The organism is Streptomyces sp. NPDC046465 (genome assembly GCF_040646035.1).
Taxonomy (GTDB): Bacteria; Actinomycetota; Actinomycetes; order Streptomycetales; family Streptomycetaceae; genus Streptomyces.
The window spans coordinates 509,902-528,578 of the sequence record NZ_JBEYZK010000001.1 but is presented as its reverse complement, the minus strand read 5'-3'; the positions used below and the strand labels follow the sequence as shown (position 1 = coordinate 528,578).

Annotated in this window: 12 protein-coding genes; 7 read left to right on the top strand and 5 right to left on the bottom strand. The window is 70.5% G+C overall.

Translation table 11 applies throughout. From position 1 onward, the window contains the following. Positions 1–446 precede the first annotated feature (446 nt). Positions 447–713 carry a 30S ribosomal protein S20 gene (rpsT, locus tag ABZ953_RS02380; protein WP_361715300.1) on the bottom strand — a complete coding sequence of 89 codons (267 nt, stop codon included), beginning with the start codon at positions 711–713 and terminating at the stop codon, positions 447–449. A 217-nt stretch (positions 714–930) separates the two neighbouring features. Between rpsT and lepA the strand changes: the two genes are divergently transcribed. Both lepA and ABZ953_RS02370 read left to right on the top strand, forming a co-directional pair. After that, entirely contained in the window at positions 931–2,802 is a 1,872-nt protein-coding gene (lepA, locus tag ABZ953_RS02375; protein WP_361715297.1) for a translation elongation factor 4, read from the top strand. 450 nt (positions 2,803–3,252) lie between these two features. Beyond that, entirely contained in the window at positions 3,253–5,142 is a 1,890-nt protein-coding gene (locus tag ABZ953_RS02370) for a long-chain fatty acid--CoA ligase (RefSeq protein WP_361715294.1), read from the top strand. 123 nt (positions 5,143–5,265) lie between these two features. Here ABZ953_RS02370 and ABZ953_RS02365 read toward each other — a convergent pair whose 3' ends face one another. Continuing rightward, the gene (locus ABZ953_RS02365) at positions 5,266–5,850 is read right to left on the bottom strand and encodes a response regulator (protein WP_361715291.1); all 585 of its coding nucleotides are present in this window, start codon (positions 5,848–5,850) and stop codon (positions 5,266–5,268) included. A gap of 12 nt (positions 5,851–5,862) precedes the next feature. Then, positions 5,863–9,954 carry a HAMP domain-containing protein gene (locus tag ABZ953_RS02360; RefSeq protein ID WP_361715671.1) on the bottom strand — a complete coding sequence of 1,364 codons (4,092 nt, stop codon included), beginning with the start codon at positions 9,952–9,954 and terminating at the stop codon, positions 5,863–5,865. Positions 9,955–10,182: 228 nt separating this feature from the next. Here ABZ953_RS02360 and ABZ953_RS02355 point away from each other — a divergent pair, with 228 nt between their 5' ends. From ABZ953_RS02355 to ABZ953_RS02345, 3 genes are all read left to right on the top strand, one after another. Continuing rightward, the gene (locus tag ABZ953_RS02355; RefSeq protein WP_361715288.1) at positions 10,183–12,105 is read left to right on the top strand and encodes an ATP-binding SpoIIE family protein phosphatase; all 1,923 of its coding nucleotides are present in this window, start codon (positions 10,183–10,185) and stop codon (positions 12,103–12,105) included. A gap of 112 nt (positions 12,106–12,217) precedes the next feature. Further along, positions 12,218–13,450, top strand: coding sequence for a radical SAM family heme chaperone HemW (gene hemW / locus ABZ953_RS02350; protein ID WP_361715285.1), 1,233 nt, complete (start codon positions 12,218–12,220; stop codon positions 13,448–13,450). Positions 13,451–13,537: 87 nt separating this feature from the next. Beyond that, positions 13,538–14,506 (top strand): hypothetical protein, encoded by a 969-nt coding sequence (locus ABZ953_RS02345; protein ID WP_361715282.1) that lies wholly within the window; start codon positions 13,538–13,540, stop codon positions 14,504–14,506. A 10-nt stretch (positions 14,507–14,516) separates the two neighbouring features. On the opposite strand, the gene ABZ953_RS02340 is transcribed toward ABZ953_RS02345, so the two are convergent. Continuing rightward, on the bottom strand, positions 14,517–15,338 hold the full coding sequence (locus ABZ953_RS02340; RefSeq protein ID WP_361715279.1) for a DUF3097 domain-containing protein: 822 nt from the start codon (positions 15,336–15,338) through the stop codon (positions 14,517–14,519). Positions 15,339–15,373: 35 nt separating this feature from the next. Continuing rightward, positions 15,374–16,111, bottom strand: a complete 738-nt coding sequence (locus ABZ953_RS02335; RefSeq protein ID WP_361715669.1) for an MBL fold metallo-hydrolase — start codon at positions 16,109–16,111, stop codon at positions 15,374–15,376. A gap of 211 nt (positions 16,112–16,322) precedes the next feature. Here ABZ953_RS02335 and hrcA point away from each other — a divergent pair, with 211 nt between their 5' ends. After that, positions 16,323–17,339 carry a heat-inducible transcriptional repressor HrcA gene (gene hrcA, locus ABZ953_RS02330; protein ID WP_361715276.1) on the top strand — a complete coding sequence of 339 codons (1,017 nt, stop codon included), beginning with the start codon at positions 16,323–16,325 and terminating at the stop codon, positions 17,337–17,339. Next, the gene (gene dnaJ, locus ABZ953_RS02325; RefSeq protein ID WP_361715273.1) at positions 17,340–18,479 is read left to right on the top strand and encodes a molecular chaperone DnaJ; all 1,140 of its coding nucleotides are present in this window, start codon (positions 17,340–17,342) and stop codon (positions 18,477–18,479) included. Positions 18,480–18,677: the final 198 nt, after the last annotated feature.

Below are 18,677 nucleotides of genomic sequence, written 5' to 3'. Positions count from 1 at the left end.
TGCGGGTGCGTTGGGGCTGGTCGCGCAGTTCCCCGCGCTCCTGGACGGGCGCCTGCGGCGGCCCCGGATTGCAGCGGCGGTTCGGGGGCCGTGCTCGGCTGCCGCGGGTGCGTCGTGGCTGGTCGCGCAGTTCCCCGCGCCCCTGGACGGGCGCCTGCGGCGGCCCCGGATTGCAGCGGCGGTTTGGGGGGCCGTGCTCGGCTGGCTCGGCTGCTGCGGGTGCGTTGGGGCTGGTCGCGCAGTTCCCCGCGCCCCTGGGTGCCCTGCGCCCCTGCATTCCCCGCGCCCCTGGGCGGGGTCCGGAACACAGCGATGCCCCCGGAGTGGGCCGGGGGCATCATCGCAGCGTGGCGTACTGCGTGGTCTGTCCGCGATTCGAGGTAGAGGGCTCGAATTACCCTCGCGGGAAGGATTGATCAGCGCCCCGGCGAGCCGGGGCAAAGGCTTCAGCCCTTGAGGGACGCGGCCTTCGTCGCAAGCGCCGACTTCTTGTTGGCGGCCTGGTTCTTGTGGATGACACCCTTGGAGACGGCCTTGTCGAGCTGGCGCGTGGCCTCACGCGTGAGCTCGGCAGCCTTCTGGGAGTCACCGGCGGCAACGGCCTCGCGGGCCTTGCGGATCGCGGTCTTCAGAGAAGACTTGACCGCCTTGTTGCGCTGACGCGCCTTCTCGTTGGTCTTGATCCGCTTGATCTGGGACTTGATGTTCGCCACGAAAGAGCCTTTTCAGGTTCAGGTACTGCAGAGGTACTGCAGATGAATGTTATGACACGCGCCTCGAGGCTTGAGAGGGCTACGAGACACAGCTGTCCACGATACCAGTCGCCGTCCGACCGGCCCAAACCGAGCGCAGTGCTCCACCCATGGGACGATGGAACCTACGTATAGATCCGACCCGAGGCGACAGGCGCCTCAAGAGACAGGACCCTGCGTGCCCGCGACCCCTAAAAATGTGCCCGAGCCGAGCCGTACCGATCCTGCGCTGATTCGCAATTTCTGCATCATCGCGCACATCGACCACGGCAAGTCCACGCTCGCCGACCGCATGCTGCAGCTCACCGGTGTGGTGGAGCAGCGGCAGATGCGTGCCCAGTACCTCGACCGCATGGACATCGAGCGCGAGCGCGGCATCACGATCAAGTCCCAGGCGGTGCGTCTGCCCTGGGCCCCGAACGAGGGCCCGGACCAGAGCAAGACGCACATCCTCAACATGATCGACACCCCGGGCCACGTGGACTTCACGTACGAAGTCTCACGTTCGCTCGCGGCCTGTGAGGGCACGGTCCTCCTGGTCGACGCGGCCCAGGGCATCGAGGCGCAGACTCTCGCCAACCTCTACCTGGCGATGGAGAACGACCTCAAGATCGTCCCCGTACTGAACAAGATCGACCTGCCGGCCGCCCAGCCGGAGAAGTTCTCCGAGGAGCTCGCCAACCTCATCGGCTGCGAGCCCGAGGACGTCCTGAAGGTCTCCGCGAAGACCGGCATGGGTGTCGAGGCGCTCCTCGACAAGGTCGTCGCCGAGGTCCCGCCGCCGGTCGGTGTCGCTGACGCGCCCGCCCGCGCCATGATTTTCGACTCGGTGTACGACTCCTACCGAGGCGTCGTCACGTACGTACGAGTCGTCGATGGCCAGCTCAACAAGCGCGAGCGCATCCGGATGATGTCCACCGGCGCCACGCACGAGCTCCTGGAGATCGGCGTCTCGTCGCCGGAGATGACCCCGGCCGACGGCATCGGCGTCGGCGAGGTGGGCTACATCATCACCGGCGTGAAGGACGTCCGGCAGTCCAAGGTCGGTGACACGATCACCTCCCTGCACAAGGGGGCGACCGAGGCGCTCGGCGGCTACAAGGACCCCAAGCCGATGGTGTTCTCGGGCCTGTATCCCCTGGACGGTTCGGAGTACCCGGACCTGCGCGAGGCCCTGGACAAGTTGCAGCTCAACGATGCCGCGCTGGTCTATGAGCCGGAGACCTCGGCCGCGCTCGGCTTCGGCTTCCGCGTCGGTTTCCTCGGTCTGCTGCACCTCGACGTGATCCGTGAGCGGCTCGAGCGCGAGTTCGGCCTCGACCTCATCGCCACCGCGCCCAACGTGGTCTACCGCGTGGTCATGGAGGACGGCACCGAGCACACGGTCACCAACCCGAGTGAATTCCCCGAGGGCAAGATCGACGAGGTCTTCGAGCCCGTCGTGCGCGCCACGCTCCTCGCGCCCAGCGAGTTCATCGGCTCGATCATGGAGCTGTGCCAGAACCGGCGCGGCACCATGCTCGGCATGGACTACCTCTCCGAGGACCGCGTCGAGATCCGCTACACGCTGCCCCTCGCGGAGATCGTCTTCGACTTCTTCGACCAGCTGAAGTCCAAGACGCGGGGTTACGCCTCGCTGGACTACGAGCCCACCGGCGAGCAGTCCGCCCAGCTCGTCAAGGTCGACATCCTGCTCCACGGCGACAAGGTCGACGCCTTCTCGGCGGTCACGCACAAGGACCAGGCGTACGCGTACGGCGTGCGGCTCGTCGCCAAGCTGCGCGAGCTCATCCCGCGCCAGGCCTTCGAGATTCCCGTCCAGGCCGCGATCGGATCGCGCGTCATCGCCCGCGAGACCATCCGCGCCATCCGCAAGGACGTCCTCGCCAAGTGCTACGGCGGCGACATCTCCCGTAAGCGCAAGCTGCTCGAGAAGCAGAAGGAGGGCAAGAAGCGGATGAAGATGGTCGGCTCCGTCGAGGTGCCGCAGGAAGCCTTCATCGCCGTGCTCTCCAGCGACGACAGCGGCGGCGGCAAGGCCAAGAAGTAGCCGCCGGTCACACTCCGTGCGCGGGTCACCCTCCGCGCGCGGGTCACCCTCCGTATAACCGAAAAGATCGCGCACAAGGCGCCCGTCCGCTCTTCGGACGGGCGCCTTTCGCGTCACATCCCGCCTCGTCCGGACGCGGCTCTCACCCCCGGATCACCCCGGTCACGGCACGCACGAAGGGGCCCGCGGCGCTTGCGGGCGGCGGGCCGTTTCCGTATGGGTGTCTGTAGAAAGTGACAGGTAGCTGCCCCTTACGCACCGGGCGTCGGCGCTCTACTCTGATCACCACTCGTAGGTTACTCGCAAGTTAAACAAGTAGCCGCAGGGACGTCAGAGCAGACGCAGGATGCAGACGTGAGAAGCAGCCGCAAGAACCAGACGTAAGAACCACTAGACGTAAGAAGCAGCCGCCAGCCAGTTCGCCGCACTGTCGTGGGCCCGGAGGATGTCGTGAGCGACACACAGACCTTGATCGAGAACCGTCCGCCCTCCGTGGCGCATCTCTTCGTGGAGCGCGTGGCGGCCACTCCGGACGCAGAGGCCTACCGCTACCCGGTCCCTGCCGCCTCCGGCGAGGGGCCCGACGAGTGGAAGTCGCTCAGCTGGGCGCAGGCCGCCGACCGCGTATACGCCATCGCGGCGGGCCTGATAGAGCTCGGCCTCGCGCCCGAGGACCGCGTCGCCCTCGCCTCCTCCACCCGGGTCGAGTGGATCCTCGCCGACCTCGGCATCACCTGCGCCGGCGCGGCCACCACGACGGTCTACCCCCAGACCAAGGCCGATGAGTCGGCGTACATCCTGGCCGACTCCGACAGCCGGGTGCTCATCGCCGAGGACGCCGCGCAGCTCGCCAAGGCGCGCGAGAAGCGGGCCGACCTGCCTGAGCTGCGGCACGTCGTGGTGGTGGACCCCGAGGGCGCGCAGCCCGCCGAGGGCGACCCCGAGGGCTGGCTGCTCACGCTCGCCGACCTGGAGGCCCGCGGCGCCGCGCACTTGGAGAAGAACCCCGAGCTGATCAAGGAGCGGATCGCGGCGATCACCGCCGATCAGCTCGCGACGATCATCTACACCTCCGGCACCACCGGCAGGCCCAAGGGCGTGCGCCTGCCGCAGGACAACTGGTCGTACATGGCCAAGGCCATCGCGTCGACCGGGCTGCTCGGCCCGGACGACGTGCAGTACCTGTGGCTGCCGCTCGCACACGTCTTCGGCAAGGTGCTGACCTCCGGGCAGATCGAGCTCGGGCACGTCACCGCCGTCGACGGACGCGTGGACAAGATCATCGAGAATCTTCCGGTGGTGCAGCCGACGTACATGGCCGCCGTGCCGCGCATCTTCGAGAAGGTCTACAACGGCGTCGCGGCCAAGGCGCGGGCCGGTGGCGCGGCCAAGTACAAGATCTTCCAGTGGGCCGCCGAGGTCTCCCGCGAGTACGCGAAGGTCAGCCAGGACAACTTCCGCAGGACCGGCACCGCCTCGGTGCCCTTCGGGCTGCGCGCCAAGCACCGGACGGCCGACGCGCTCGTCTACTCCAAGCTGCGCGAGGCCTTCGGCGGGCGGCTGCGGGCGGCGGTCTCCGGCTCTGCCGCGCTCGCGCCCGAGATCGGGTACTTCTTCGCCGGTGCCGGCATCCACATCCTGGAGGGGTACGGCCTGACCGAGTCCTCCGCGGCCTCCTTCGTGAACCCGGGCGAGGCCTACCGCACGGGCACTGTCGGCAAGCCGCTGCCCGGCACCGAGGTGCGGATCGCCGACGACGGCGAGATCCTGCTGCGCGGCCCCGGCATCATGGAGGGCTACCACGGCCTTCCGGAGAAGACGGCCGAGGTCCTGGAGTCCGACGGCTGGTTCCACACCGGGGACATCGGCGAGCTGTCCGTCGACGGCTATCTGCGGATCACCGACCGCAAGAAGGACCTGATCAAAACGTCGGGCGGCAAGTACATCGCGCCCGCCGAGGTCGAGGGCCAGTTCAAGGCGGTGTGTCCGTACGTCTCCAACATCCTCGTGCACGGCGCCGACCGGAACTTCTGCACCGCGCTCATCGCCCTCGACGAGCCCGCCATCCTGGACTGGGCCAAGGAGAACGGCCAGGAGGGGAAGTCGTACGCCGAGGTGTGCGCCCACCCGGCCACGGTCGCGCTCATCGAAGGCCATGTGAAGGAGCTCAACGAGGGCCTGCAGCGCTGGCAGACCATCAAGAAGTTCCGGCTCCTGCCGCGCGACCTGGACGTCGAGCACGGCGAGCTGACTCCCAGCCTGAAGCTGAAGCGCCCGGTCGTCGAGCGGGAGTACAAGCACCTCATCGAGGAGATGTACGCGGGATCGCGCGAGGCCTGAGACCGGCTCCGCGCGAGGCCTGAGCCCGTCGGGCCGGGCTCAGACGCCGCAAGTGATCCTGGCCGCCGAACGCGGACAGGCGTGCTGTCGAGCGGGCGGGGTGCGCCGTCTAGGACACAGGCCCTAGGCGCCCCGCCCGCGCCGCATTTCCTGCACCAGTTCCTCCATGTGCGTCACGTGGCGGCGCAGTTCGAGGACGTCCTTGAGGCTGCTCGCGGCCATATGGGTCTCGATCGCGGAGAGCCGCGCGGCCAGCTCGTCGAACTGGCGCTGTTCGCGGGCCAGTATCCGCTCCAACTGCCGGTTCTTGCGGTGCAGTTCGAGGAATACGGTGACCTTGGCCCGCAGCACCCACGGGTCGAAGGGCTTGGTGAGATAGTCGGCGGCGCCCGTCGCGTAACCGCGGAAGGCGTAGCCCGCGTCGTTGTCGGTGCCCGTCAGGAAGATGATGGGCACGTCCTTCGTCTGGTCGAGCCGTTTGATGTTGGACGCGGTCTCGAAGCCGTCCATGCCGGGCATGCGGACGTCCAGAAGGATGACGGCGAATCGTTGCCTCAGGATCGCCTTCATCGCTTCCTCGCCCGAACGGGCGCGGACCAAAGGCTCGTTCAAGGACCCCAGGACAGCTTCGAGTGCCATCAGATTGTCCTCCATGTCGTCGACTAGGAGGATGCTTGCGCGGTTGTCGGTCGTGGCCTCTGCGCTCATGGTGACAGTGCCTCACTCGGGTGCCGGTGGAACAGCCTTCTCCTTCGGTGTGCCGGGCTGCTCCGTGGCGACGGATTGTTGGTCGGGGGGCGTGGGCTCCTCGGTGTCGTCCGCGCCCCCGGGGTCCAGGAGGGAGCAGACGACGCCGAGGAGTTGGTCCACGTCCACGGGTTTCGGTACGTAGTCGGTGGCGCCCTGCGAGATGGCCTTCTCGCGGTCGCCGGGCATGGCCTTGGCGGTGAGGGCGACGATGGGCAGCCCCTGCCAGCGGGGGCTGCGACGGATCGCGGCCATCGTTTCGTACCCGTCCATCTCCGGCATCATGATGTCCATCAGGACGAGGTCGACGTCGGGATTGCGCTCCAGCGTCTCGATGCCCTCACGGCCGTTCTCCGCGTACAGGACGGGCATGCCGACGCGGCTCAGCACGTGCGTGAGCGCGAAGACATTGCGGATGTCGTCGTCGACGATGAGCACGCGGCGGCCCGGGAGTATGCGGCCCGCGCGCCCTTCCTTCCACTCCTCCAGTTTCGTCGGGGTGGGCCAGCTGTCGTCGGGTTCGAGTGTGGTGTGCGGGCGCAGGGTGGCCTGCTCCGCCTGTTCGGGCAGCTGGGTGTGGGTGGCGGCGTACGCGATGGCGGCCGCCCCGTGGCCGGGGTGCACCACGGGGACGTAGAGCGAGAAGGTCGAGCCCTGGCCGGGGCGGCTCTCCGCCGTGATGCGGCCGCCGAGCAGGCCCGCGATCTCGCGGCTGATGGACAGGCCGAGGCCGGTGCCGCCGTACTTGCGGTTGGTGGTGCCGTCCGCCTGCTGGAACGCCTCGAAGATCACCGGGAGTTGTTCGGCCGGGATGCCGATGCCGGTGTCGCTGACGGCGAAGCAGAGCAGGTCGTCGTTGTCGTGGAGGAGCCGGTCGCCCGAGGCCGCCCTGACGCGGCTGACCCGCAGCTCGACGCTGCCGGCCGAGGTGAACTTGACCGCGTTCGACAGGAGGTTGCGCAGGATCTGCTGTAGTCGCTGCTCGTCCGAGAACATCTCGCGCGGCACGTCCTCGCCCACCGACACGTCGAAGGCGAGACCGCGGTCGAGGGTGAGCGGCCGGAACGTCGCGTGGACGTAGTCGAGGACCTTGATGAGCGGGAGCTTCTTGGGCCGGACGTCCATCCGGCCCGCCTCGATCTTCGACAGGTCCAGGATGTCGTTGATGAGCTGGAGCAGGTCCGAGCCCGAGCGGTGGATGGTCGTCGCGAACTGCACCTCCTGGTCGGAGAGGTGGTCGTCGGGGTTGTCGGAGAGCAGCCGGGCCAGGATGAGGAGGGAGTTGAGCGGCGTGCGCAGCTCGTGCGACATGTTCGCGAGGAACTCCGACTTGTACTGCGAGCTCGTGGCGAGCAGGGCGGCCTTCTCCTCGAGCTCCGCGTTCGAGCGGCGCAGCTCGCCCTGCTGGCGCTGGAGTTCGTCCGAGCGCTCCTGGAGCTGGATGGCGAGGCGCTGCGACTCGCCGAGCAGGGACTCCGTACGGGAGTTGGCGATGATGGTGTTGATCGCGACGCCGATGGTGTTCACGAACTGGTCGAAGAACGCCAGGTGGACGTCGGAGAAGCGGGAGAACGTCGCCAGCTCGATGACGCCGAGCAGCTTGTCCTCGAAGAGGATCGGGATGATGACGACCGTCGCGGGGGCCGCGTCGCCGAGCCCCGAATGGATCTTGATGTAGTCGGGCGGGACCTCTTCGACGAGGATCCGCTTCTTCTCCAGGGCCGCCTGCCGCACCAGGCCCTGGGCGGGCATCCCGCCGGTGTCGACGACCGAACCCTGCGCGGCGCCGTACCCCGCGATGAAGGCGAGGCCCTTGGCGGTGACCTGGGTGGGCGCCGGGGTCTCGGCCGTGTCCGGGTCGGCGAGGAAGAACGCGCCGTACTGCGCGTTCACCAGCGGGGTCAGCTCGCGCAGGATCAGGTCGGCGACCTCCATCAGGTCGCGGTGGCCCTGCATCAGACCGGCCAGGCGGGCGAGGTTGGACTCCAGCCAGTCCTTGGCGCGGGTGGTCTCACGGAGATTGGAGACCATGAGGTTGATGTTGTCCTTGAGGTCGGTGACCTCGCCACGCGTCTCGACGGTGATGGCGCGGGTCATGTCGCCCTGGGCCACGGCGGAGGCGACCTCGGCGATGGCGCGGACCTGCGTGGTGAGGTTCAGGGCGAGCTCGTTCACGTTCGTCGTCAGGCGCTTCCATGTGCCGTAGACGCCCTCGACGCGTGCCTGGCCGCCCAGCTGGCCCTCGGAGCCGACCTCGCGGGCCACCCGGGTGACCTCGGAGGAGAACGAGGACAGCGTGTCCACCATGGTGTTGATGGTGGTCTTCAGCTCTAAGATCTCGCCGCGCGCGTCCACGTCGATCTTCTTGGAGAGGTCGCCCTGCGCCACGGCGGTCGCGACCTGCGCGATGTTGCGGACCTGGCCGGTGAGGTTGTCCGCCATGTAGTTGACGTTGTCGGTGAGGTCCTTCCATACGCCCGATACGCCGAGGACCTGCGCGCGGCCGCCGAGACGGCCGTCCGTGCCGACCTCCCTGGCCACGCGGGTCACCTCGTCGGCGAAGGCGCGCAGCTGCTCCACCATGGTGTTGACGGTGTCCTTGAGCTCCAGGATCTCCCCGCGCGCGGTGACCGTGATCATCTTGGAGAGGTCGCCGTTGGCCACGGCGGTGGTGACCTGGGCGATGTTGCGGACCTGGGAGGTGAGGTTCGACGCCATGAAGTTGACGTTGTCGGTGAGGTCCTTCCACACCCCGGACACGCCCCGGACCTGCGCCTGGCCGCCGAGGTTGCCTTCGGTGCCGACCTCGCGGGCGACGCGGGTGACCTCGTCGGCGAAGGCGGACAGCTGGTCGACCATCGTGTTGATCGTCGACTTCAGCTCCAGGATCTCGCCCTTGGCCTCGACCGTGATTTTCTTGCCGAGGTCGCCCTGGGCCACGGCCGTCGAGACGAGCGCGATGTTCCGCACCTGGGAGGTGAGGTTGTCCGCCATGAAGTTGACGTTGTCGGTGAGGTCCTTCCACACGCCCGACACGCCCCGCACCTGAGCGCGCCCGCCCAGATTGCCCTCCGTGCCGACCTCGCGGGCGACCCGGGTGACCTCGTCGGCGAAGGCGGACAGCTGGTCGACCATCGTGTTCACCGTCGACTTCAGCTCCAGGATCTCGCCCCGGGCGTCGACGGTGATCTTCTGGCTCAGGTCGCCGTTGGCCACGGCGGTGGTGACCTGGGCGATGTTGCGGACCTGGGAGGTGAGGTTCGACGCCATGAAGTTGACGTTGTCGGTGAGGTCCTTCCACACGCCGGACACGCCCCGGGCCTGGGCGCGGCCGCCCAACTGGCCCTCCGTGCCGACCTCGCGCGCCACCCGCGTCACCTCGGCGGCGAACGCGGAGAGCTGCTCCACCATCGTGTTCACGGTGAGCTTCAGTTCGAGGAGCTCGCCCGTGGCCTCGACGGTGACCGTACGGGTCAGGTCGCCCTGCGCCACCGCCGTGGTGACGAGGGCGATGTCCCGCACCTGGGCGGTGAGCCGTGCCGCCATCGTGTTGACGGCCTCCGTCACGTCCCGCCAGCTGCCGGAGAGCCCGCGCACCTTGGCGCGCCCGCCGAGCCGGCCCTCCGTGCCGACCTCGCGGGCGACGCGGGTGACTTCACCCGTGAAGAGGGACAGCTGATCGACCATCGTGTTGACGGCGCGGCCCAGGCGGCGCAGATCGCCCCGCAGCTCGCGGGTGCCGTCGTGCAGGTCGACGCGCTGGGTGAGGTCGCCGCCCGCCACCGCGTTGAGCACCCGGGTGGCGTTCGCCGCCGGGGCGACCAGCGCGTCGAGCAGCGTGTTGACCTCCGACACGCGCGCCGCCCACCGGCCCTGTCCCGGGCTCGCGGCGAACCGCTCGTCGAGGCGGCCGTGTCGTATGATCTCCCGCCGCACGCGCACGAGTTCGCTGTCGAAGTGGAGCGAACGGTCGAGCATCTCGTTGAAGACGGCGTACAGCTCGGCGGTTATGCCCTCGCCGACCGGCGCGACCTTGGTGAAGTCCCCGTCCCGCGCGGCGCGTATGGCGGCGAGCAGCGGGCGCAGCTGGCACGTGGCCGGATCCGTACCGGACGCGCTGGACGCGACGGACTGCGCTGGGACCGGAATCCGGCCGTCTTGAAGCGCAGGCATAGCACTGTTCTCACTCATAACGGCCCACTTCAGTAACTCGGTGCTTATGGGCGCGGCCAGTCTGTCACTCTGTCGGTGTCGCCTGAGGCGTATTCGCCCGAACTGCTCAGGAGCCGCACCGTGGGGTCCATTCCGCTGCAACGGGAGACCGACTTCCGTTCCTCCGCTCCGGCCCCGGACCGCCCCGGGCCGTCCGTAGTGGTGGGTACATCTCTGCCCGGAAACTCGCTTGCGCCCGCCGCCGCACGTAAGTTCGTACGCGCGGCGCTGGCCGACTGGACCGAGCTCGGCGTGCCCGCGGCGGCGGGTTTCACCGACCGGCTCGCCGACGATTCGGTGCTTCTGGTCAGCGAACTGGTGACGAACGCCGTCGTGCACGCGGGCACGGCCGTCGAGCTGCTCTGCCGCCTGGACGACGCCCCGCCCGGCGAGAGCGCCGGGGCCCTCGTCATCGAGGTCTCCGACCACCACCCCTCCCGCGCCGTCCGCAGCGAACAGACCCGGCCCGCGAGCGGCACCCCCGAGTACGGCCGCGGCCTGTACCTCGTCGCGACCCTCTCCGAGTCCTGGGGCATCACCTACCGTCCCGGCACGAAGACGGTCTGGGCCCGGCTGCCCGTCGAGGGCGTCAAGGCCGTCCACGAGATCGAGTCGTACGCGAGCGAACACGCGCTCCAGCGCGGGCTGCGCGCCGCCGAGATCCTCGCGCCGCTGCCCAAGAGGACAGCGCACGACATGGAATGGGTGAACAGGGGTGCGCTCACGTTCCTCGCCGAGGCCTCCGACCTGCTGGCCGGGCAGTTCGACGAGGACATGGTGGCCGCCCTCGCCGGACAGCTGCTCGTGCCGCGGCTCGCGGACTGGTGCGCGGTGTGGCTCGAGGACGGCTCGGAAGGCCCGGTCCGCGGGGACCTGGACGTCTCAGGAGCGCGCCTCGCCCGCGTCTGGCACAGCAGCGAGAGCCGCCTGGAGGAGCTCCGCCGCGTCCTGGAGAAGGAGCCGCCGCAGCTGCCCGAGGCGGCGGGCTCGGGCGCTTTCCCCATTCCCTGGCCCGGCGAGGCCCTCGCGGCCGGGGCGGGCTCGTCCGGCGCGGCGCTGGCCTACCGCCTCGTCGCGGGCGGGCGCTCGCTTGGCACCCTCGTCATCGGCCGGGCGGGCCTCGTCCGGTTCGCCGACGAAGTCACCGGCCTCGTAGAGGACTTCACCCGCCGCGTCGCACTGGCGCTCAGCACCGCGCGCCGCTATCAGCGCCAGGCCAACATCAGCCAGGTCCTGCAGCGCGGGCTGCTGCCCAGCAAGGTCGCGGAGATCCCCGGCGTCGAGAGCGGCCTGGTGTACGAGCCGCGGGACAAGGGCGGCCCCGGCGGCGACTTCTACGACGTGTTCCACGCGAGCGACGGCCGCTGGTGCTTCGCGCTCGGCGACGTCCAGGGCAAGGGCCCGGAGGCGGCCGTCGTCATCGGTCTCGCCCGCCCCTGGCTGCGCCTCCTCGCCCGCGAGGGGTACGCGGTCTCGGAGGTCATGGACCGGCTCAACCAACTGCTCCTCGACGACGCGACCGAGGCGGCGGACGCGGCTGCCGCGGTCGTCGCGGTCGCGGGCGGCCAGGGCGTGCCGCCCGACGGGCCCACCTCGCGCTTCCTCTCCCTCCTGTACGGCGAGCTGGTCCCGTACGAAGGGGGAGTGCGCGTCACGATCGCGTGCGCGGGCCATCCGCTGCCGCTCCTCCTGTCGCCGGAGGGCGAGGTGCGGGAGGCGGCCACCCCGCAGATGCTGCTCGGGGTCGTCGACGACGAGACGTACACGAGCGAGAGCTTCGACCTGCGGGCCGGCGAGACGCTCCTGTGCGTCACGGACGGCGTGACGGAGCGGCGCTCGGGGCGGAGCCAGTTCGACGACGAGGACGGCCTCGCCGCGGCCCTCGCCGGTTGCGCGGGGCTCGACGCGCCGCTGGTGGCGGAGCGGATCCGGCGGCTCGTGCACGAGTTCTCGGACCGGCCGCCGGACGACGATCTGGCGCTGCTCGTGCTGCGGGCGAGCTGAGGCGTACCGGTGTACCGGTGTACCGGTGTACCGGTGTACCGGTGTACCGGTGTACCGGTGTACCGGCGGTGGCCGGACGGGGGGTCCCGGGCGGTGGGGGACAATCGAAGGTATGCCTTCCGCACTGCCCGATGGTGAGCCCATGCCCGAGGACGGCGCGCTGCCCGCGTCCGCCCTGGCCGGCGCGGCCTCGCGCCCACTCGGCTTCTACCTGCACGTCCCGTACTGCGCCACGCGCTGCGGCTACTGCGACTTCAACACCTACACCGCCACCGAGCTGCGCGGCTCCGGCGGCGTGCTCGCCTCCCGCGACAACTACGCGGACACCCTGACCGACGAGGTGCGTCTTGCGCGCAAGGTCCTCGGCGACGACCCGCGGCCGGTGCGGACCGTGTTCGTCGGGGGCGGCACGCCGACGCTGCTTGCCGCGGGCGACCTCGTACGGATGCTCGCCGCGGTACGGGACGAGTTCGGGCTCGCCGACGACGCGGAGATCACGACCGAGGCGAACCCGGAGTCGGTCGACGCCGCGTACCTGGGCGAGCTGCGCGAGGGCGGGTTCAACCGCATCTCCTTCGGCATGCAGAGCGCACGGCAGCACGTCCTGAAGGTCCTTGACCGCACGCATACGCCGGGGCGGCCCGAGGCCTGCGTCGCGGAGGCGCGGGCGGCCGGGTTCGACCACGTCAACCTCGACCTGATCTACGGCACGCCGGGCGAGACCGACGACGACTGGCGGGCCTCGCTCGACGCGGCGATCGGCGCCGGGCCCGACCACGTGAGCGCGTACGCGCTGATCGTCGAGGAGGGGACGCAGCTGGCGCGGCGGATCCGGCGCGGCGAAGTGCCGATGACCGACGACGACGTGCACGCGGACCGGTACCTCATCGCCGACGAGGTCCTCGGGGGCGCGGGCTTCGAGTGGTACGAGGTCTCCAACTGGGCCACGTCCGAGAGCGGCCGGTGCCTGCACAACGAGCTGTACTGGCGGGGCGCCGACTGGTGGGGCGCCGGTCCTGGTGCCCACAGCCACGTGGGGGGCGTGCGGTGGTGGAACGTCAAGCACCCCGGCGCGTATGCCGGGGCGCTCGCGGGGGGCGGGTCGCCCGGCGCCGGGCGCGAGCTGCTCTCCGACGAGGACCGGCGGGTGGAACGCATCCTCCTTGAGCTCAGGCTGCGCGACGGCTGCCCGCTGTCGCTCCTGAAGGAGGCCGGTCTCGCCGCGGCACGGCGGGCGCTGGGGGACGGGCTCCTTGAGGCCGCCCCGTACGACGAGGGGCGGGCGGTCCTGACGCTGCGGGGGCGGCTGCTGGCCGACGCGGTGGTGCGGGACCTGGTGGACTGAGGCGGGGAGGGGCGGGCGTCGGGAACCTCACGCGCCCCGCGGGGCGTCTTGAGTGCTGTCACCACAGCACGGAGGTCAGCCCAGCTCATGGCACGCGCAGGCGCAGAAAACCAGTCGACCGACCGGCGGGCGCTCGGCGTCGGCGCGCACTACCGAGGAGCGCCGTACGGTCTCGCCCTCCGCGTGTCCGCCCTCACCGCCGTACTCGGCTGCGCGATCGTGGGCGGTGGGTTCGCGGCGGCCTGGGGCACCTTCGAGGGCGTCCGGGACTACGCGGACCGCAACATCGCCAACGAGGACTCCTACGTGGCCTACGCCGACGGCGGCTGGTTCCCCCTGGTGAAGGTCGGGTTCGTGGTGTCGCTGCTGCTGCTCGCGCTCGCGCTCGCCGTCGTCTCCGTCCTGCACGCCGCGTACGCCGTCGCTGAGACCGGCCCCGCGCCGGGCGGCGGACCACTGACCCGCCGCGACCTGTGGCGGCGCACCCGCGGGCGCCTTCCCGCGGCCCTCGCGGTCAACGCGCTGAGCGGTCTGGTGGTGATCGCCATGGCATGTGTGGCCTATGTGCTGTGGTTCTCCGTCGAGCGCGGCGAAGTGCCCGGCGTCGAGCCCACGCCCCTGGGCGGGACCGCGGCCCCGCAGTACACGCTGGTGGGGTGGGTGCTGCCGATCGCCGTCCTGTGCGTCGGCCCGCTGGTGTACTTCCGCCTCTCGCTGGCCACGGCCGAGACGGTGCGGGAGGGACGGTCCCCGTTCGCGGCGCTGTGGCGCTCCTGGGTGCTGACCCGCCGCGCGCGGTGGCGCGTTCTCGGGGCGGGTTCGCTGCTCACCGCGGGCGCCGTGCTCTTCGTCCTGGCCGCCCGGTACGCGGCCGGTCCACTGGCCCGTCCCGCGGGCCTCGGCATGCTGTGGCTCAGTGACGACAACGTGTGGATCACCGGCGTCCTGGTGATGATCCTGCCCACGGCCGTGGCCCTGCTCCTGCTGCCCCCGGTGGTCATGCCGCTGGTGTGCGGGATGGCCGCCGGACGCCATGGGGCCCTGCGGGCCCGGTGACCACCCGCCCTCAGGGCAGCGTGACGAAGTCGATCAGTTCCTCCACGCGGCCGAGGAGCGCCGGTTCGAGGTCCTTGTAGCTGCGCACCGAGCCCAGGATCCGCTCCCACGCGGCCCCCGTGTTCTCCGGCCAGCCGAGGGCCCGGCACACCCCCGTCTTCCAGTCCTGGCCCCGCGGGACCCGGGGCCACGCCGTGATGCCGACCGAGGAGGGTTTCACCGCCTCCCAGACGTCGATGTAGGGGTGGCCGACCACCAGGGCGTGTGCGCTGGTGACGTCCGCGGCGATGCGGGACTCCTTGGAGCCGGGGACGAGGTGGTCCACGAGGACGCCGAGCCGGGCGTCGGGGCCCGGGGCGAACTCGGCGACGATCGCGGGGAGGTCGTCGATGCCCTCCAGGTACTCGACGACGACGCCCTCGACGCGCAGGTCGTCGCCCCAGACCCGCTCCACGAGTTCGGCGTCGTGACGGCCCTCCACGTAGATGCGCCCCGCGCGGGCGACCCTGGCCCGCGCCCCGGGGACGGCCACCGAGCCGGACGCGGTGCGGGAGGGGCGCACCGGAGTACGCGCGCCGCCCGAGGGGCGTACGAGAGTGACCGTCCGGCCATCGAGGAGGAACCCGCTCGGCTCCATCGGGAAGACGCGGTGCTTGCCGAAGCGGTCCTCCAGGGTCACCGTCCGGCCCTGCGCCGTCTTCTCGCAGCGGATCACCGCCCCGCAGAAACCGGTGCTCAGCTCCTCGACCACGAGGCCGGCGTCCGCCGCCACCTCGGGCACGGGCTTCGGCTTCTTCCAAGGGGGCGTGAGATCGGCGGAGTACTGGCGCATTCTGCCGACGATAGGAAGAACGGGCCCGCTCTCGCCTACGACACGCCGAAACGGGCCGCCAGTGTGGCGCGCTGCGCACGGACAAATGCCGCATCCACCACCGCACCGTGCCCCGGCACGTACCGCGCGTCCTCACCGCCGAGCTCCAGGAGCCGGTCGAGCGCCGCCGGCCACCGCGCCGGCACCGCGTCCGGGCCCGCCTGCGGTGCGCCCGACTCCTCGACGAGGTCGCCGCAGAAGACGGTCTCCCGGCCGCCGTCGACGCCCGGCACCAGGACCACCAGGTCGTGCGCGGAGTGTCCGGGGCCGATGTTCGCGAGCAGCACCTGGAGACCGCCGCCCAGGTCGAGCGTCCACTCCCCGCACACCAGGTGGTGCGGGCGGACCAGGAGGTCGGCCGCCTCGGCCGCCGCGTCCGCGTCCAGGCCGTGCCGCACCGCGTCCGCGCGCAGCTCGTCGCGGCCCGTGGTGAGAACCGTCTCGATGCCCACCGCTCCGTACACCTCCACGCCCGCGAAGGCCGCCGCCCCGAGGACGTGGTCGAAGTGCGGGTGGGTGAGGGCGAGGTGGGTGACCCGGCGGGTGCCGCCGAGGATCCGGCGGGCCTGCGTCCGCAGGGCCGCGCCCTCGGCCAGGCTCGACCCGGCCTCGATCATGAGGGCCGCGTCGCTGCCGACGACGAGCCCCGCCGTGCAGTCCCAGCCGGGCAGGCGGCGCCGCCCCACGCGCGGCGCGAGCTGTTCCCAGCCCGCTGCTTCCCATGCCGGCGTCACATCCATACGGTCGACGCTATCCCACGGGCGGGGTCCGGCCCGGCGGTCCGGCGTCAGGCAGGACACAGGGGGGTCCGCCCTTGCCGGGCCCGTACCCGACGGCCGTACACTGACCTTCTGAAAGGCTGGCACTCCCGCACGGTGAGTGCCAGGCGGGGGCTCGGGGGACGATCGGGGCCCGTCGTGACGGAGACAGTTGGAGGTGTGCGCGATGCTCAATGAACGCAGGCTCGAAGTGCTGCGCGCCATCGTCCACGACTATGTCGGGACGGAGGAGCCCGTCGGCTCCAAGGCCCTGACCGAGCGGCACCGGCTCGGGGTCTCCCCGGCCACCGTGCGCAACGACATGGCGGCGCTGGAGGAGGAAGGGTTCATCGCCCAGCCCCACACCAGCGCGGGGCGCATCCCGACGGACAAGGGCTATCGGCTGTTCGTCGACAAGCTCGCGGGCGTCAAGCCGATGACGGCGCCCGAGCGCCGGGCCATCCAGAACTTCCTCGACGGCGCCGTGGACCTCGACGACGTGGTGGGGCGCACGGTCCGGCTGCTCGCGCAGCTGACGCGGCAGGTCGCCGTGGTGCAGTACCCGTCGCTCACGCGGTCGACGGTGCGGCACGTGGAGCTGCTCGCGCTGGCTCCCGCGCGGCTGATGCTCGTCCTGATCACCGACACCGGCCGGGTCGAGCAGCGCATGATCGACTGTCCCGCGCCGTTCGGCGAGACCGCGCTCGCGGACCTGCGGGCACGGCTGAACAGCCGGGTCGCGGGCCGTCGCTTCGCGGACGTGCCGCAACTGGTGCAGGACCTGCCGGAGGCCTTCGAGGCCGAGGACCGCGGCACCGTCTCGACGGTCCTCGCGACCCTCCTCGAAACTCTGGTCGAGGAGACCGAGGAGCGGCTGATGATCGGCGGAACCGCCAATCTCACCCGCTTCGGACATGACTTTCCCCTCACTATCCGGCCCGTCCTCGAAGCCCTTGAGGAGCAGGTCGTGCTCCTCAAGTTGCTTGGAGAGGTGCAGGATTCGGGCATGGCCGTACGGATCGGTCATGAGAACGCCCATGAGGGACTCAGCTCTACTTCCGTGGTCTCGGTCGGCTACGGTTCGGGCAGCGAGGCAGTTGCCAAGCTCGGCGTGGTCGGACCGACCCGCATGGACTATCCGGGAACGATGGGAGCAGTACGCGCAGTGGCACGTTACGTCGGACAGATCCTGGCGGAGTCGTAAGTGGCCACGGACTACTACGCCGTACTCGGCGTGCGCCGCGACGCTTCCCAGGACGAAATCAAGAAGGCCTTCCGGAGGCTTGCGCGAGAGCTTCACCCGGATGTGAATCCGGATCCGAAGACTCAGGAGCGCTTCAAGGAGATCAACGCCGCGTACGAGGTGTTGTCGGACCCGCAGAAGAAGCAGGTCTACGACCTCGGCGGCGACCCGCTGTCCCAGGCGGGCGGCGGCGGAGGCGCGGGTGGCTTCGGCGCCGGTGGCTTCGGCAACTTCTCCGACATCATGGACGCGTTCTTCGGGACGGCGTCGCAGCGCGGGCCGCGCTCGCGCACGCGTCGCGGCCAGGACGCCATGATCCGTCTGGAGATCGACCTCGAAGAGGCCGCCTTCGGGACCACCAAGGACCTCCAGGTCGACACCGCTGTGGTGTGTACGACCTGTAGCGGTGAGGGTGCCGCGCCGGGGACGTCCGCTCAGACGTGTGACATGTGCCGCGGTCGCGGTGAGGTGTCGCAGGTCACGCGGTCCTTCCTCGGTCAGGTCATGACCTCGCGGCCGTGCCCGCAGTGTCAGGGCTTCGGGACCGTCGTCCCGACGCCGTGCCCCGAGTGCGCCGGTGACGGCCGCATCCGGTCGCGGCGGACGCTCACCGTGAAGATCCCGGCCGGTGTCGACAACGGCACCCGGATCCAGCTCGCGGGCGAGGGCGAGGTCGGCCCCGGCGGCGGCCCCGCGGGCGATCTGTACGTGGAGATCCACGAGCTGCCGCACGAGGTCTTCCAGCGGCGCGGCGACGATCTGCACTGCACCGTCACCATTCCGATGACGGCGGCCGCGCTCGGCACGCAGGTGCCGTTGAAGACGCTCGACGGCATGGAGGAGATCGACATCCGGCCGGGCACGCAGTCCGGCCAGTCGGTGCCGCTGCACGGCCGTGGCATCACGCACCTGCGCGGCGGCGGTCGCGGAGACCTCATCGTGCACGTCGAGGTCCTCACCCCGACGAAGCTCGATCCCGAGCAGGAGCGGGTGCTGCGGGAGCTGGCGCAGATGCGGGGTGAGGAGCGGCCCACGGGGCAGTTCCAGCCGGGGCAGCAGGGGCTTTTCTCTCGCCTGAAGGATGCGTTCAACGGGCGGTAGCGCCTGGAGCGGTGTCTTCGTTCTGGTCCCCCTTCGGTGCGGGTTGTCCCCGTGCCGGGGGGGCTTTGCGTTTGCTCCCTCCTGCGGGTCGTGGGGGCTGGCCGCGCAGTTCCCCGCGCCCCTGAAGGGCCGCTGCGCGGCCCCCTTAGGGGCGCGGGGAACTGCGCGAGCAACCCCCACGACCCGCACTGGTCGGCG